Source organism: Streptomyces sp. AC1-42W (assembly GCF_003248355.1).
Lineage (GTDB): Bacteria > Actinomycetota > Actinomycetes > Streptomycetales > Streptomycetaceae > Streptomyces.
Window position 1 is genome coordinate 1,743,606 of record NZ_QKWY01000002.1, and the last position, 15,235, is coordinate 1,758,840.

Sequence of the window (15,235 nt, forward strand, 5' to 3'; positions counted from 1 at the left end):
AAGTTGACCTCCGGTCTGGGACGCTGGGCGCATGCGTCTGTTGATCGTGGAGGACGAGAAGCGGCTGGCGGTCTCCCTGGCCCGCGGCCTCACCGCCGAGGGGTTCGCCGTCGACGTCGTCCACGACGGCGCCGAGGGCCTGCACCGGGTGCTGGACGGCGCCTACGACCTGGTCGTCCTCGACATCATGCTGCCCGGCATGAACGGCTACCGCGTCTGCGCCGCCCTGCGCGCCGCCGGACACGACGTGCCCGTCCTGATGCTGACCGCGAAGGACGGCGAGTACGACGAGGCGGAGGGCTTGGACACCGGCGCCGACGACTACCTGACCAAGCCGTTCAGCTATGTGGTGCTCGTCGCCCGCGTCCGCGCCCTGCTGCGCCGCCGGGGCGGCTCCGGCTCGCCCGTGGTCACCGCGGGCGCCCTGCGCATGGACACCGCGGCCCGCCGCGTCCACCTCGGCGACGACGAGATCGCCCTCACCGCCAAGGAGTTCGCGGTCCTCGAACAGCTCGCCCTGCGCGCCGGACAGGTGGTGAGCAAGGCGGAGATCCTGGAGCACGTCTGGGACTTCGCCTACGCGGGCGACCCCAACATCGTCGAGGTGTACGTCAGCACCCTGCGCCGCAAGCTCGGCCCGGCCGCCATCCGCACGGTACGCGGCGCCGGATACCGGCTGGAGGCGTTGTGAGGTCCGTACGCGCCAGGGCCGCGCTCGGCGCCACCGTCGTCGTCGCCCTCGCCCTGGGCGCCGCCGGGCTCGCCGTGCTGCTCGTCCTGCGCGCCAACCTCACCGACCAGGCGGGCCTCCAGGCCGAGGTGGCCGCCCGCGAGGTCGCCGGGCAGCTCGCGCTGGGCGTTCCCTACGACGAGCTGGACACCGGCGACGAGGAGGAGCACCCGGTCCAGGTCACCGACGAGGACGGCCGCGTGGTCGCCGTCTCCAAGGACCTGGAGGCGATCTCCGGCACCGGCACCGACCGGGTCGCCCCACAGCCCCCGCAGCCGCCCCGGCCCGCCCCCGCGCCGGACGACGACGACCGCGACGGGGACCGCGACGACGACGGCGGCGCAGCCCCGGACCGGGGCGAGGTCTCCGCGGACGACCCGGACTTCACCAACGGCACCGCCACCGTGGACGGCGACCGCGCCGACTACCGGTTCGCGTCGGTCGAGGCCACGGACCCGGACGGGCGCACCCTGACCGTGCACGCCGGCGCCCCGCTCGCCGCCGAGCAGCGGGCCGTACGCAGTGTGCGCTCCGCGATGCTGACCGGGCTGCCCGTGGTGCTGCTGGTCGTCGCCGGGGTGACCTGGCTGGTGACCCGGCGGGCGCTGCGGCCGGTGGAGGGCATCCGGCGCGAGATGGCGGCGATCACGGCCTCCGAGGACCTGGGCAGGCGGGTGCCGGAGCCGGACTCGCGGGACGAGGTCGCCCGGCTGGCCCGTACGACCAACGAGACGCTGACCGCGCTGGAGGCGTCCGTCGAGCGGCAGCGGCGCTTCGTGGCGGACGCCTCGCACGAACTGCGCAGCCCCATCGCCTCGCTGCGCACCCAGCTGGAGGTGGGGGCCGCGCATCCGGAGCTGCTGGACGTGCCGGGGGCGGTCGCCGACACCGTACGGCTCCAGGCGCTCGCCGCCGATCTGCTGCTGCTGGCCCGGCTGGACGCGGGGGAGCGGCCGGGCCTGACCGGGCTGGAGCTGGGGGCACTGGTCCGGGAGGAGGTCTCCCAGCGGGTCGGCGACCGCGTGCCGGTCGCGGTGTCGGTGCGGGGCGGCGGACTGGAAGTGGCCGGGTCGCGCGGACAGTTGGCCCGGGTGCTCGGCAACCTGCTGGACAACGCCGAGCGGCACGCGGTGCGTTCGGTCACCGTCACGGTGGGCCGGGAGGGCGACGGGGTCGTCGTCGCGGTCGAGGACGACGGGGCGGGGGTGCCGGAGGCGGAGCGCGAGCGGATCTTCGAGCGCTTCGTGCGCCTCGACGACGCCCGCGCCCGCGACGACGGCGGGGCGGGCCTGGGCCTGGCCATCGCCCGCGATGTGGCCGCGCGGCACGGCGGCCGGCTCACCGTGACGGATGCGCCGGGGGGCGGGGCCCGCTTCGAACTGTGGCTGCCCTCGCGTACCGGCTCCCCGGCGGCCGGAGGGGCGTGAGCCGGGGCCCGCGTCAGACCCGCTGACCCCGCAGATGCTCCGCCACCGGTGTGAGCGCGGCGTGCAGTTGGGCCAGGGCCTCCGGAGAGAGCAGATCCATGAAGTGCTTGCGGACCGACGCGACGTGGTGCGGCGCGACCTTGCGCATCGTCTCCGCGCCCTCCTCCGTGAGCACCGCGTACAGGCCCCGGCGGTCCGACTCGCAGTTCTCCCGGCGGACCAGGCCCGCGGTCTCCATACGGGTGATCTGGTGCGAGAGCCGGCTCTTGGACTGCAGGGTGGCGCCCGCGAGATCGCTCATCCGCATCCGCCGGTCGTCCGACTCCGAGAGGTTGACCAGGATCTCGTAGTCGTTGTTCGTCAGCCCGAACGGCTGGAGGTCCTTCTCCAACTGGTGCATCAGCAGCCTGCTGACGTCCAGGTGGGTGCGCCAGGCGCACTGCTCGGCGTCGCTCAGCCAGCGGGTGGCCGTCTCGGTCTCCATGTATGGATTCTACCTAAGAAGTTGAAAGCCGGACCAACTAAGAATGTGTGACGCCCGGCACACACGACGGGGTGCAGGAGTTCGACATCACACTCCGCAGACTACCGTTCACAACCCGAAGCGACGCTGGAGGTCCCCCAGCTGACCGGGGGCGCGGGGGGTGGACCCGTGTTGACCGCCGCCGGGGACGCCCGCCTGGTGGGGGACCGGGCCCGTCGGCTGTTCGGGCATCAGCGCCTCGGTGGACTGGAGCAGCACCGTACCGGCGCCCGCGAACTCGAACTGGTGCTCCTCGCCGGAGGCGCCGCCGATTCCGGTGAGCGCGCGCAGCCCGCCCAGCACGCCGGTCATGTAGCCGTGGTCGTAGTGGTGGCAGGGGGAGGGGCAGTCCGCCCAGCCCACCAGTGCCTGCGGGTCGACGCGCAGCGGCGGCTCCATGAACACCACCGGGCCGTTGGACGCGGCGACGAACTTGCCCGTGCCGATCAGCGTCAGGAACCCCGGCACGATCGACTGCTTCAGCGCCAGCGACGGCTGGTACGCGAGCAGGTTCCCGGACCGGATCGTCAGGTTCCCGTCGTCCAGGTCGTAGGAGTTCACATCGAACGCCCGGTCGGCGAGCAGCATCTTGCCGCTGCCCTCGGCGACCACCCAGTCGCCCGCGTGCAGCGGGGAGTGGAAGCTCGCCCGCACCAGCCGCTCGAACCGGCCGTGCCCGACGCCGTCGAAGTTGATCTGCCCGTAGTAGGCGATCATCTTGCCCTTCTGCAGGAACCACTGGCTCCCCTTGAGCTCCACGCAGAAGGTGTACGCGTTGACGTTGTCGTCCGCCGGCAGCGTCATCGGATCAAAGACCACGGGGGCGTTCACTGAAGTCCTCCGAGGGTGCCCCTGCCTTCAGGCCGGGGAGGAATCGGACCCCTGCGGAGCGGGGCAGGGGTAGCCGAATCGCCGTCAGAGCGATTTGGCGTCTGCCGCGGCGGCGGCGCGCTCGCCCTCAAGGCGGTGGACGGTCTCGGCGTTGACCGACCGGTGAGCCGCGCGGGCCTGGTCGGCGAGCCACTGGTGGAGGTCTTCGGGAAGGCGGAGGGTGGTGCGTTTTTCATCATTTATGCCTCAACTGTAGTGTTAGGGTGACGTCATGATGACAATGCAGGAGACAGGCGAGGAGTCCGGGCGCGCCCGGTACACCTACCGCCTCCGCGTGTCGTCCACCGCCCGCACCGCACTGGAAGCGGAATGGGCGCGGTGCCGGTGGATCTGGAACGAGTCCGTTGCCCGGTCGAAGAAGGCCCACGCCCAGGACGAGAAGTGCGGCCCGGCCCGCCTCGACAAGATGCTGACCGAGGCGCGTGGCGCGAACGCGTGGCTGCGTGAGGGTTCCTCGGTGCCGCAGCAGCAGTTGATCCGGGACTTCGCGAAGTCCCGCGCCAAGGCACTGAAGGACATCAAGGCACGTGTGCCGATGGTGCGGCGGGCGGGGATGCCCCGGTACAAGAAGAAGCGCGGTGCTGAGCCGTCGCTGAACTACACGCGGCGCGGGTTCCGGCTCAAGGACGGACGCCTGCACCTCGCCGGCGGGACCGTGGTGACGGTGGTGTGGTCGCGACAGCTCCCGGCCGTCCCGTCCTCGGTGCGGATCTACCGGGACGGCCTCGGCCACTGGTATGCCTCGTTCGTCGTCGCGGTGGCCACCGAGCCCCTGCCCGCCACCGGCGCGGTGATCGGGATCGACTGGGGCGTCAGGGAGACCGCGACCACCACCAGCGACCGGCACGACCTTCCCCACCCCCGGCACGGCAAGACCGCTGCCGCCCGCCTGGCCCGGTACCAGAAGCGGATGGCCCGCCGGAAGCCCGCGCGCGGAAAGGCCGTGTCGAGGGGCTACCGGATGGCGTCGCGCGCGGTGGCCAAGGTCCACAAGAAGGTTGCCCGGCAGCGCCAGGACACCGCCCGTAAATGGGCCAAGGCCGTCGTCCGGAACTTCGACCAGCTCGCCGTCGAGGACTTCAAGCCGAAGTTCCTGGCGAAGTCCACGATGGCCCGCAAGGCCGCCGACGCCGCGATCGGTGCGACCAGGACCGCTCTGACCGAGATGGCACGCAAGCACGGCCGTATCGTGCACCTGGTTCACCCGGCCCACACGACGATGGACTGTTCCCAGTGCGGTGCGAGAACCAAGCACGCACTCCCCCTTTCTGAACGTACCTACGCGTGCACCGTGTGCGGAGTGGTGTCCCCCAGGGACAAGAACTCCGCCCGCGTGATGCTCGTCCGGGCTGGTCTCAACCCGGCTAGTGCTGATGGTGGAAGTCCTCGGGGAGCGCCGCTCCCAGAGGCAGCCTGAGCTAGGAATCCCCCTGCCTTCAGCTGGGGGAGGATGTCAAAGCTTCTCCTCCGACGCCTGGACGTACACCGCACCACTGCCGCTCAGCTCCAGCTGGAAGCCCTCGCCCGAGCCGCGGCCCACCATCTCGCGCCAGCCGAGCGCGGTGGAGAGCTTGTTGCGTACGTCGCCGTGGTGGGCGACGTACGCCTGGGGGTCGACATGCACCGCGCGGCCGGGTGTGATCGGCAGTTCGATGACGCCGCCGTGTGCCATCACCGCCACCGCGCCGTGGCCCTGGAGCGTCGTCGTGAACAGGCCCTGACCGGTCACCTGGCCGCGCACCATGCCCATCACGCCGCCCTGCGAACCCATGAACATCGTGCCCTGCCGGAGCGTCCCGTCGAAGGCGAGCAGCCGGTCGGCCTCCACGTACAGGGTGTCCCCGGAGAGGTTGATCACCTGGATGTGATGGCCGCCGTGGCCGAACATCACCGTGCCGTTGCCCTCGACCGTCATCAGCGGGGTCGCCTCGTTCGCCAGTCGGCGCCCGATCATCGACATCACGCCGCCCTGGCCGCCCTGGATGTTCGGGGTGAACGACACCTCGCCCCGGTAGGCGAGCATCGCCCCGCGCTGGCTGAACATCTTCTGGCCGGGCGCCACCGTCGCCTCGACCATCCTGGAGTTGATCTCCCGGAACGGCATCAGACGTTCCCCCCGATCGTGTTCCGCTCGCTGGGCTGCACGTAGACCAGTCCCTCGCCCTCGAAACGGATCTGGAAGGACTCGCCCGAGCCCTCGCCGATCAGTGTCCGGAAGTTCACCCCGGACTGGAAGTGCTGCTGGAGATTGCCCTGGTGGGCGATGTACGCGCCCGGGTCGACGAACAGCGGGTACTGCGCCGAGACCCGCAGCACCACGGCCGTGCCGTCCGACATGATCGCCGCCTGGCCGGTCCCCTCCACGGTGGTCGTGAACAGGCCGTTGCCCGTCGCGCCGCCGCGCAGCCCGGTGAACGTGGTGCCGGTGCGCAGCCCCGCGTCGGTGCAGAGCAGATTGCTCGCCTCCACGTACAGCTTGTCGCCGTGCAGCGAGACGAGGTTGATCTCGCTCGCCCGGTCCGCGAAGTAGCAGGTGCCCTGCCCGGTGACCTGCATCACGGCCATCGACTCACCGGTCAGCCTGCGCGTCACCATGCCGCGCAGTCCCTCACCGCCGCCCGTCATCTTCTTGAACGACATCTGGCCCTCGTACGCGACCATCGAGCCGTTCTTCGCCTTGACGGCATCGCCGGCCAGATCGACCGCGAGCGTCTTGCTTCCCTCAAGCCGGAACATTGCCACCCGGCGAAAATAGCGCCGGGTACCGCCGGCGGAACAGGGGTGACCCTGCGATCGGCCGTCCCGGAGCGCCCCTGATACGCATCCGGTACCGGACCCGTACGCAATCGGGACGTACTCCTCGCGCCACCGGGGACATGCCCGCCCGGCCGCGTCCGGGACCCCCCGCCCGGCCGTCCGGGCCGCGATGTCACAATGGTGCCGCTTGTGCGTTCGTTCACAAGCCGTCACGACCCTCCCACCGAAGGTGCCCCCGTGGACATCAAGACCGCCACCGCCCTGCACCGGCTGCGCCTCATCTCGATTCCCGAGGCGCTGTCCTTCCCCGCCCTGATCCTGTTCGGCTCGGTCCTGAGCCGGGTCTCGGACATCGACTTCCTGATGATGCCGCTCGGCATGCTGCACGGTGTGCTCTTCGTCATCTACGTCGTGCTGCTGCTCGACGTGTGGTCGAAGACCAAGTGGCCGCTCAAGCGCGTCGCGTTCTTCTTCGTGCTCTGCGTGCTGCCGTTCGGCGGCCTGTACGGCGACAAGGTGCTCAAGCGCTACGAGGCGGACAGCGTCATCGCCGCCCGGGCCCGCCGGGAAGGCACGGTCAGCGCATGATCGTCGCGTTCTCCGTGAGCCCGCTCGGGGTCGGTGAGGACGTCGGCGAGTACGTCGCCGACGCCGTCCGCGTCGTCCGCGAGTCCGGTCTGCCCAACCGCACGGACGCCATGTTCACCTCCATCGAGGGGGAGTGGGACGAAGTGATGGACGTCGTCAAGCGCGCCGTGGCCGCCGTCGAGGCACGGGCCGGGCGGGTCTCGCTCGTCCTCAAGGCGGACATCCGCCCCGGTGTCACGGACGGGCTGACGTCCAAGGTCGAGACGGTGGAGCGGTACCTCGCGCAGTGATCCCGCGCGCCCCGCGACGAGCCCCCGCCCGCCCGGACGGGGGCTCCCGCCGTTTCCGGGCGGCCGACGCGTTCCGGTCCCCGGCCGCCGCGTTCCGTCCCCCGGCCGCCGCGTTCCGTCCCCCGGCCGCCGCGTTCCGTCCCCCGGCCGCAGGCGCCGCGCGTCACTCCTGGGCGGCCAGCGCGATCCCCAGCGGCGTCCGCTCGTACAGCACCTGGTGCCCGTAGCGGCGCGAAGTCAGCAGCCCGGCCGCCCGCAGCACCGACAGGTGCTCCGACACCGACGACGGCGCCAGGCCCAGCCGGTGCGCCAGCACGGTCGGCCCGGCCGGCTCGTCCAGCGCGCACAGCACCTCCGCCCGCCCCCGCCCGAGCAGCCGGGCCAGCGCCTGCGGGGTGCTCGCGCCCGGCTCCGTCCACAGGCCCCCGATGCCGCGCGCCGGGTAGATCACGGCCGGCAGCCAGGGGTCCTCGAAGCCGCCCACCGTGTCCGGCCAGACGAACACGGACGGCATCAGGACCAGCCCCCGCCCGCTCAGCACCCGTGAGTGGGCGCTTCTGGTCCCGCTGACCGTGAGCGTGGAGCCCGACCAGCTCAGCCGCGGGCTCAGCTCACCGAGCAGCCGCTCGAACCCGACCGCCGCCAGCCGGCGCGAGTGGTACGCCACGTCCGCCTCCAGCAGCGCGCGCAGCCGGGGCCAGTGCGGTTCGATCAGCAGCCGCCAGGCCCGCTCCAGCAGGTCCGCCAACTCCCGCACGGCGCGCGCCGGGTCGGCGAGCAGCGCCCGCCCCGCGGCCGAGTCCCGCGCCTGCGGCCGCTGGTCGAGCGAGGCCGCGATGTCCTGCCGGGCCAGCTCCGGATCGACCGACCGCACGGCGGCGATCTCCTCGTCGAAGGAGGCGAGCGGGCCCATCGGCGGCGGCGAGAAGAAGTCCGGGCAGTGCCCGCCGTCCGGCATCAGCAGCCACAGCGGGTCCAGTTCGAGACCGGCCGCCGCGTCCCGGATGCTCCGCAGCCACGGCAGGTGGTAGCCCTGCTGGGCGGGCCGCGCCAGCACCCGTACCGCCGCCTGGGTCTCGAACAGGGGCGAGAGCGCGAAGCGGCAGCGCAGCAGATCGCTCTCGTCGAAGTGCAGCTGGAAGGACATGGGCGGACCCCGCGAAGATTCGGCCGGTGCCGAAAGTCTACGGGGCGGGCGGGCCGGTACCGCAGGCTGCGGCCATGCCGAGAGACACCACCGATCCCCGGCCGGGCAGCCCCGGCGACCCCGGAACCCCTGCCCGGCCCACCGGACCGGCCGCACTCCCGGCCCCGCCCCCGGAGCGCACAGGCCCCCCTGACCCGAGCCGGCCACCGGCGCTCCGGGCCGGCGGCGGAACACCGGAGACGCGCGAGGCGCGCGAGACGCCTGATACGTCCGAGACACCCGTGACTCTCGGGACACCCGACACACCCGACACACCGGCGCCGCGCGGGTACCAGCCCGTCTTCGCCGTCCGCGAGTTCCGCGCGGTGTTCGCCGCGCATCTGCTCTCGCTCCTCGGCGTCATCGTCAGCGAACTCGCGCTCACCGTCCTCGTCTACGACCTCACCTCCTCGCCCCTGCTCAGCGCGCTGACCTTCGCGCTCGGCATGCTCCCGTACCTCGTCGGCGGCACGCTCTTCGCCGGGATCGCCGACCGCTACCCCGCCCGCCGGGTGCTGGTCGGCTGCGATCTGGTCTGCGCGGCCTGTGTCGCCGTGATGGTCCTGCCGGGCACCCCGGTCGCCGGACTGCTGGTGCTGCGCTGCCTGGTCGCGGCCGTCTCGCCGGTCTTCACCGGGGCCCGGATGGCCGCGCTCACCGACATCCTGGGCGAGGGCGAGCTGTACGTCCTGGGGCGCTCGCTGCTGCGGATCGTCTCGCAGGGCTCGCTGCTCGCCGGATTCGGCGTCGGAGGGGTGCTGCTGACCGTGGTCTCGCCGCGCGGCGCGATCACCGTCACCGCCGTCACCTTCCTCTGCTCGGCCGCGCTGCTGCGCTTCGGCACCCGCGACCGGCCCGCCCGTACGCGGGACGGGTCCGGCTCCTCGCTGCTGCGCGACTCGCTCTCCGGCGCCCGGCTGGTCCTCGGCCATCGCCGCGTCCGCGCGCTGATGCTGCTGTTCTGGCTGCCCCCGATGTTCGTCGTCGCGCCGGAGGCGCTGGCCGCGCCGTACGCCGACGAGATCGGCGTCGGCCCGGCCGCGCTCGGGCTGCTGATGTGCGCGATGCCGGTCGGGCACATCGCCTCCGAGCTGTACGCGGGTTCCGCGCTGCGGCCCCGGACCCGGGAGCGGATCGTGCTGCCGCTCGCCGCCGCCGGTCTGCTGCCCCTCCTGGTGTACGGGCTGACGCCGGGCGTCGCCGGGGCCGCCGCCGCGCTCGTGGTGGCCGGCGCCTCCTCCGCGTACGTGATCGGCCTCGACCAGTGGTTCGTGGCGGCCGTCCCGGAGGAGCTGCGCGGGCGGGCGATGACCCTGCTCACCGCCGGGCTGATGACGATCCAGGGCGTCGGGATGGCGCTCGCCGGGCTCGCGGCGGAGTTCTTCCCGGTGCACGGGGTGGTCGCGGGGGCGGCCGTGCTGGGCACCCTGTGCCTGTTGCCGCTGGTGGCCGAGGTACGCAGAACGGCGCCCGGTGCCGGTCCCGTAATCGCACCCGGGGACGGGACCCGGACCGAAGTACGAGACAGGGAGGACCGGCAAGTTCCCCATGGGTAAGGTCGTGGCCGTGCCGAAGCCGCTCAGCCTTCCCTTCGATCCCATCGCCCGCGCCGACGAGCTCTGGCAGCAGCGCTGGGGCCCCGTCCCGTCCATGGGCGCGATCACCTCGATCATGCGGGCGCAGCAGATCCTGCTCGCCGAGGTGGACGCCGTCGTCAAGCCGTACGGGCTGACCTTCGCGCGCTACGAGGCGCTGGTGCTGCTCACCTTCTCCAAGGCCGGCGAGCTGCCGATGTCCAAGATCGGTGAGCGGCTGATGGTCCACCCGACGTCGGTGACCAACACGGTGGACCGGCTGGTGCGCTCCGGCCTGGTCGACAAGCGCCCCAACCCGAACGACGGCCGGGGCACGCTGGCCTCGATCACCGACAAGGGCCGCGAGGTCGTCGAGTCGGCCACCCGGGACCTGGTGGCGATGGAGTTCGGGCTCGGGGTGTACGACGCCGAGGAGTGCGCCGAGATCTTCGCGCTGCTGCGGCCCCTGCGCATCGCCGCGCAGGACTTCGAGGAGATCTGAGAGACGCGGTTCCGGAGCCCGGCCCGCTGCAAGATCGCCCGGGACGTCCGGTTACGCTCGATGGCATGAAACGCAGTGTGCTGACCCGATACCGGGTGATGGCTTACGTCACCGCCGTCATGTTGCTGATCCTCTGCGTGTGCATGATCTTCAAATACGGCTTCGACAAGGGTGAGGGCCTGACGCTCGTCGTCTCCCAGATCCACGGCGTGCTGTACATCATCTACCTGATCTTCGCCTTCGACCTGGGGTCCAAGGCGAAGTGGCCGATGGGGAAGCTGCTCTGGGTGCTGATCTCGGGCACCATTCCTACGGCCGCGTTCTTCGTCGAGCGCAGGATCGTCCGTGAGGTCGAGCCGCTGGTCGCCGACGCGACGCCCGCAGCCCCTGCGAACGTCTGAGCGATTCCTGACGAACCGCCCCGCGCGAAGCGCCGGGCGGTTTGTCATCGACATTTACTAGGACGTCCTAGTAAATTGGCGGGCATGGACGCTGAAGCGATCGAGGAAGGCCGCCGCCGCTGGCAGGCCCGTTACGACAAGGCCCGCAAGCGTGAGGCCGACTTCACCACGCTGTCCGGGGACCCGGTCGAGCCCGTGTACGGCCCCCGGCCGGGCGACGCGTACGAGGGCTTCGAACGGATCGGCTGGCCCGGTGAGTACCCCTTCACCCGGGGGCTGCACCCGACCGGATACCGGGGCCGCACCTGGACCATCCGCCAGTTCGCCGGCTTCGGCAACGCCGAGCAGACCAACGAGCGCTACAAGATGATCCTGGCCGCCGGCGGCGGCGGGCTGAGCGTCGCCTTCGACATGCCGACCCTGATGGGCCGCGACTCCGACGACGCCCGCGCCCTCGGCGAGGTCGGCCACTGCGGCGTCGCCATCGACTCCGCCGCCGACATGGAGGTCCTGTTCAAGGACATCCCGCTCGGCGACGTCACGACGTCGATGACCATCAGCGGCCCGGCCGTCCCCGTCTTCTGCATGTACCTGGTCGCCGCCGAACGCCAGGGCGTGGACCCGGCCGTCCTCAACGGCACGCTCCAGACGGACATCTTCAAGGAGTACATCGCGCAGAAGGAGTGGCTGTTCCAGCCCGAGCCCCATCTGCGCCTCATCGGCGACCTGATGGAGCACTGCGCGAGCTCCATCCCCGCCTACAAGCCGCTCTCCGTCTCCGGCTACCACATCCGCGAGGCCGGGGCGACGGCCGCCCAGGAGCTGGCGTACACCCTCGCCGACGGCTTCGGCTACGTGGAGCTCGGCCTCTCGCGCGGCCTCGACGTCGACACCTTCGCGCCCGGCCTCTCCTTCTTCTTCGACGCGCACCTCGACTTCTTCGAGGAGATCGCCAAGTTCCGCGCCGCCCGCCGGATCTGGGCCCGCTGGATGAAGGAGACGTACGGCGCGAAGACCGACAAGGCGCAGTGGCTGCGCTTCCACACCCAGACCGCCGGTGTCTCGCTCACCGCGCAGCAGCCGTACAACAACGTCGTACGCACCGCCGTCGAGGCGCTGTCCGCCGTCCTCGGCGGCACCAACTCGCTGCACACCAACGCCCTCGACGAGACCCTGGCGCTCCCCTCCGAGCAGGCCGCCGAGATCGCGCTGCGCACCCAGCAGGTGCTGATGGAGGAGACCGGCGTCGCCAACGTGGCCGACCCGCTGGGCGGTTCCTGGTACGTGGAGCAGCTCACCGACCGCATCGAGGCCGACGCGGAGAAGATCTTCGAGCAGATCAAGGAGCGCGGCACCCGCGCCCACCCGGACGGGCAGCACCCGGTCGGCCCGATCACCTCCGGCATCCTGCGCGGCATCGAGGACGGCTGGTTCACCGGCGAGATCGCCGAGTCCGCCTTCCGCTACCAGCAGGCGCTGGAGAAGGGCGAGAAGCTGGTCGTCGGCGTCAACGCCCACCACGGCTCGGTCACCGGCGACCTGGAGATCCTCCGGGTCAGCCACGAGGTCGAGCGCGAGCAGGTCCGCGCGCTCGGCGCCCGCAAGGAGGCCCGCGACGACGCCCGCGTCCGGGCCGCCCTGGACACGATGCTGGCCGCCGCCCGCGACGGCTCCAACATGATCGCCCCGATGCTCGACGCGGTCCGCGCGGAGGCGACCCTGGGCGAGATCTGCGGCGTCCTGCGCGACGAGTGGGGCGTCTACACAGAACCGGCAGGCTTCTGACCGTACGGGCGCGGCAGCGCACCGCCTGCCGTGCCCAGGCCCGCCAGTAGGAGCAGGGTGAAGCGGTGGGCCCAGTCGGCGTCGACGGGCTCGCCGCTCACCAGCGTCCGGTGCACCACCGCGCCGGCGATCACGTCGAAGACCAGGTCCGCCGTCAGCGCGGCCGTGGCCTCGTCCGGCTCGACGGGCAGCTCGCCGCGCTCCTGGGCGCGCTGCCGGCCCTTGAGGACGAGGCGCTTCTGCCGGTTGACGATCGAGTCGCGGATGCGGGCCCGCAGCGCCTCGTCCCGTGTGGACTCGGCGACCACCGCCATCAGGGCGGTCCGGGTCTCCGGCCGTTCCAGAAGGGCGGCGAACTGGAGCACCACCGCCTCCACATCGGCGGCCAGACTGCCCAGGTCCGGCATCTCCAGCTCGTCGAAGAGCACCGCGACCGCGTCCACGACCAGTTCGTTCTTGCCCGCCCAGCGCCGGTAGAGGGTCGTCTTGGCGACCCCCGCCCGCGTCGCCACGTCACCCATCGTCAGCTTCGACCAGCCGAGGTCCACGAGCGAGGCGCGGGTGGCCTCCAGGATGGCCTCGTCGGCCTCGGTGCTGCGCGGACGTCCCGATCGTGCGGGTTTGGGGTGGCTGCGGCTGAGCATGCCGTGACCATACCCGCCAGTAGGTAAATCCGACCGGGACCGCTCCCCGTGAGAGAGATCACCGAACACTCTTGTGCATCAGGGGGCGTGGCCAGTTACGCTACGGGTCGTAGCGTAAGGCGACGGTCCGGACCGTCCCGGACGTCACGACGAACGACAGCCACAGGCGCCGGGTGGGGACCGGGTGCCGACCGGGCCATTCAGGGGCCCATGAACCGTGTCTGTCCGGCCACCCCGCACACCGGCGGGGATCGTGGACGGGCGCGGTTCCCGTAGCGCTTTCCGGAACTGCACACCGAGGGGTGAACAACTGTTCCTGCTTCTTTCTGCAGTTGTATGGCATTTTCCGTGCATATGCTGATGTGGTGATGCTGTGGAACTGGTCTTGGTGCCCCACTGGGGGGTGTGCGTGAAGAAGTTCACGCCGCGGCAGGGCTCTGCCGTATCCGCATACAGGCTGGCTCTGGATCCGAATGTGACGGCCATGGGGCGTCTGCACTCGCATGCGGGTGCTGCGCGGGCCGCATACAACTGGGTCATCGCTCACGTCACGGCGGTGTGGCGACAACGCCAGGCCGAGGTCTCCTACGGCATTGCGGAGGACGGGCTGACGGCGTGGCGGTCGTGGTCGCTGCCGTCGTTGCGGAAGGCGTTCAATGAGGACAAGCACACCGATCCGCGGTTTTCGGGGTGGTGGGATGAGAACTCCAAGGAGGCTTACAACACTGGCCTCGCCAACGCATCGGCCGCTTTCGATACCTATGCGAAATCCAGGAATGGTAAACGCAAGGGCGCGCGGGTGGGTGTGCCGCGCTTCAAGTCCAAGCGGAAGGCACGTCTGACGTGCCGGTTCACGACCGGGGTGATCCGTATCGAGGCAGACGGCAGGCATGTCACCCTGCCCAGGATCGGCAAGATCCGCCTCCACGAGCCCCGTCCCGACCTGCACGCCCGTATCGACTCAGGCACGATACGAATTCTGTCCGCGACAGTGCGCTTGGACCGGGGGCGCTGGTTCGTCTCGTTCCAGGTCGAACAGCGAAGCGAACTGGTGCGGGTCGCGCGCCCGGATGCTGCGGTCGGGATCGACCTGGGCATCAAAACTCTCGCTGCTCTCGCGGACAGCGACGGAACCGTGACCGAGGTGACCAACCCCCGCCACCTTGACCGCGCCCAGAAGCAGCTGCGTCGTGCCAGCCGTGTCGTCTCACGTCGGCGAGGCCCCGACCGCCGCACCGGGCAGCAGCCCTCACGTCGGTGGAGGAAGGCCAACTGTGCCCGGAACAGGGTGCATCACCGGGTGGGGAACCTGCGCGAGGACAGCCTTCACAAACTGACCACCCGCCTCACGGCCGAGTACGGCACCCTTGTGATCGAGGACCTGAATGTGGCGGGTATGAGCCGCAACCGGCGCCTCTCGCGCCAAGTCGCGGATGCCTCGTTCGGTGCGATCCGGCGCCAGCTGACGTACAAAACCCGCCGGCATGGGACACGCCTGGTCGTGGCCTCCCGGTGGTTCCCCTCCTCGAAGACGTGCTCACGCTGTGGTGCGGTGAAAGCCAAACTGCCCCTGGCCGTACGCGTTTTCGAGTGTGACGCCTGCGGGCTCGTCATGGACCGGGACGAGAACGCTGGACGCAATCTGCTCGCCCTCGCGACAACCTCCACCACCAGCAGTACAGGTACCGGAGTGGCCGGAGACCTGGGCCCCACCATCGCGGTGGGGCCGAAGCCCCGTGGAGCCGACCGTAAGACCCGCACCACCCTTCCCGGCCGCAAGGCCGGTAGGGGGCGGGCAGGTGGCACAATCCCCAGCCCCAGAGCCGGGACAGAAACGGGAGACCGTCAACAGGACATCAGAACGCAACTCGCGCTCTGGTGACACCGTCACGGACTATTCCGGCAGAAACGCCGGGATTGCTGATATCTACTGATGA

General features: G+C 71.0%; 17 protein-coding genes. 10 read left to right on the plus strand and 7 right to left on the minus strand.

Going from position 1 to position 15,235, the window contains the following annotated elements; all coding sequences use genetic code 11:
* Nucleotides 1-31: 31 nt before the first annotated feature.
* Both DNK56_RS25910 and DNK56_RS25915 read left to right on the plus strand, forming a co-directional pair.
* Nucleotides 32-691, plus strand: coding sequence for a response regulator transcription factor (locus tag DNK56_RS25910; protein WP_111338242.1), 660 nt, complete (start codon nucleotides 32-34; stop codon nucleotides 689-691).
* Nucleotides 688-2,157, plus strand: a complete 1,470-nt coding sequence (locus DNK56_RS25915; RefSeq protein WP_111338243.1) for a sensor histidine kinase — start codon at nucleotides 688-690, stop codon at nucleotides 2,155-2,157. The genes DNK56_RS25910 and DNK56_RS25915 overlap by 4 nt, the downstream gene beginning before the upstream one ends.
* Nucleotides 2,158-2,170: 13 nt before the next feature.
* On the opposite strand, the gene DNK56_RS25920 is transcribed toward DNK56_RS25915, so the two are convergent.
* The 3 genes from DNK56_RS25920 to DNK56_RS25930 form a co-directional block, all read right to left on the minus strand.
* Nucleotides 2,171-2,641, minus strand: coding sequence for a MarR family winged helix-turn-helix transcriptional regulator (locus tag DNK56_RS25920; RefSeq protein ID WP_111338244.1), 471 nt, complete (start codon nucleotides 2,639-2,641; stop codon nucleotides 2,171-2,173).
* Nucleotides 2,642-2,749: 108 nt separating this feature from the next.
* Nucleotides 2,750-3,511 (minus strand): AIM24 family protein, encoded by a 762-nt coding sequence (locus DNK56_RS25925; RefSeq protein WP_111338245.1) that lies wholly within the window; start codon nucleotides 3,509-3,511, stop codon nucleotides 2,750-2,752.
* An 84-nt stretch (nucleotides 3,512-3,595) separates the two neighbouring features.
* Nucleotides 3,596-3,754 carry an Arc family DNA-binding protein gene (locus tag DNK56_RS25930; protein WP_111339607.1) on the minus strand — a complete coding sequence of 53 codons (159 nt, stop codon included), beginning with the start codon at nucleotides 3,752-3,754 and terminating at the stop codon, nucleotides 3,596-3,598.
* Between the two features lie 28 nt (nucleotides 3,755-3,782).
* On the opposite strand from DNK56_RS25930, the gene DNK56_RS25935 reads away from it, so the two are divergent.
* Nucleotides 3,783-4,988: an RNA-guided endonuclease InsQ/TnpB family protein gene (locus tag DNK56_RS25935; RefSeq protein ID WP_111338246.1), complete on the plus strand. Its 1,206-nt coding sequence runs from the start codon at nucleotides 3,783-3,785 to the stop codon at nucleotides 4,986-4,988.
* A gap of 36 nt (nucleotides 4,989-5,024) precedes the next feature.
* Here the strand turns inward: DNK56_RS25935 and DNK56_RS25940 are convergent, their stop codons facing one another.
* Both DNK56_RS25940 and DNK56_RS25945 read right to left on the minus strand, forming a co-directional pair.
* The gene (locus DNK56_RS25940) at nucleotides 5,025-5,675 is read right to left on the minus strand and encodes an AIM24 family protein (protein ID WP_111338247.1); all 651 of its coding nucleotides are present in this window, start codon (nucleotides 5,673-5,675) and stop codon (nucleotides 5,025-5,027) included.
* On the minus strand, nucleotides 5,675-6,307 hold the full coding sequence (locus DNK56_RS25945) for an AIM24 family protein (protein ID WP_111338248.1): 633 nt from the start codon (nucleotides 6,305-6,307) through the stop codon (nucleotides 5,675-5,677). Before DNK56_RS25945 ends, DNK56_RS25940 begins: the two co-directional genes overlap by 1 nt.
* A 258-nt stretch (nucleotides 6,308-6,565) precedes the next feature.
* Here DNK56_RS25945 and DNK56_RS25950 point away from each other — a divergent pair, with 258 nt between their 5' ends.
* Nucleotides 6,566-6,916 (plus strand): DUF3817 domain-containing protein, encoded by a 351-nt coding sequence (locus tag DNK56_RS25950; RefSeq protein ID WP_111338249.1) that lies wholly within the window; start codon nucleotides 6,566-6,568, stop codon nucleotides 6,914-6,916.
* Complete coding sequence (locus DNK56_RS25955) at nucleotides 6,913-7,206, plus strand: MTH1187 family thiamine-binding protein (protein WP_018102591.1); 294 nt, start codon at nucleotides 6,913-6,915, stop codon at nucleotides 7,204-7,206. Before DNK56_RS25950 ends, DNK56_RS25955 begins: the two co-directional genes overlap by 4 nt.
* Before the next feature lie 163 nt (nucleotides 7,207-7,369).
* On the opposite strand, the gene DNK56_RS25960 is transcribed toward DNK56_RS25955, so the two are convergent.
* A complete protein-coding gene (locus DNK56_RS25960; RefSeq protein WP_111338250.1) occupies nucleotides 7,370-8,353 on the minus strand; it encodes an ArsR/SmtB family transcription factor in 984 nt (327 codons plus the stop codon).
* 74 nt (nucleotides 8,354-8,427) lie between these two features.
* Here DNK56_RS25960 and DNK56_RS25965 point away from each other — a divergent pair, with 74 nt between their 5' ends.
* The 4 genes from DNK56_RS25965 (at nucleotide 8,428) to DNK56_RS25980 (ending at nucleotide 12,654) form a co-directional block, all read left to right on the plus strand.
* Nucleotides 8,428-9,948: an MFS transporter gene (locus DNK56_RS25965; RefSeq protein ID WP_241990082.1), complete on the plus strand. Its 1,521-nt coding sequence runs from the start codon at nucleotides 8,428-8,430 to the stop codon at nucleotides 9,946-9,948.
* Nucleotides 9,949-9,958: 10 nt separating this feature from the next.
* A complete protein-coding gene (locus DNK56_RS25970; RefSeq protein WP_026171455.1) occupies nucleotides 9,959-10,468 on the plus strand; it encodes a MarR family winged helix-turn-helix transcriptional regulator in 510 nt (169 codons plus the stop codon).
* Between the two features lie 65 nt (nucleotides 10,469-10,533).
* Nucleotides 10,534-10,869 carry a DUF3817 domain-containing protein gene (locus DNK56_RS25975; protein WP_111338252.1) on the plus strand — a complete coding sequence of 112 codons (336 nt, stop codon included), beginning with the start codon at nucleotides 10,534-10,536 and terminating at the stop codon, nucleotides 10,867-10,869.
* Nucleotides 10,870-10,953: 84 nt separating this feature from the next.
* Nucleotides 10,954-12,654 (plus strand): acyl-CoA mutase large subunit family protein, encoded by a 1,701-nt coding sequence (locus tag DNK56_RS25980; RefSeq protein WP_111338253.1) that lies wholly within the window; start codon nucleotides 10,954-10,956, stop codon nucleotides 12,652-12,654.
* Here DNK56_RS25980 and DNK56_RS25985 read toward each other — a convergent pair.
* On the minus strand, nucleotides 12,630-13,298 hold the full coding sequence (locus DNK56_RS25985; protein ID WP_111338254.1) for a TetR/AcrR family transcriptional regulator: 669 nt from the start codon (nucleotides 13,296-13,298) through the stop codon (nucleotides 12,630-12,632). The two genes, DNK56_RS25980 and DNK56_RS25985, sit on opposite strands and share 25 nt — an antisense overlap.
* A 409-nt stretch (nucleotides 13,299-13,707) precedes the next feature.
* On the opposite strand from DNK56_RS25985, the gene tnpB reads away from it, so the two are divergent.
* Nucleotides 13,708-15,180, plus strand: a complete 1,473-nt coding sequence (gene tnpB / locus DNK56_RS25990; RefSeq protein WP_111339608.1) for an IS607 family element RNA-guided endonuclease TnpB — start codon at nucleotides 13,708-13,710, stop codon at nucleotides 15,178-15,180.
* Nucleotides 15,181-15,235 lie beyond the last annotated feature (55 nt).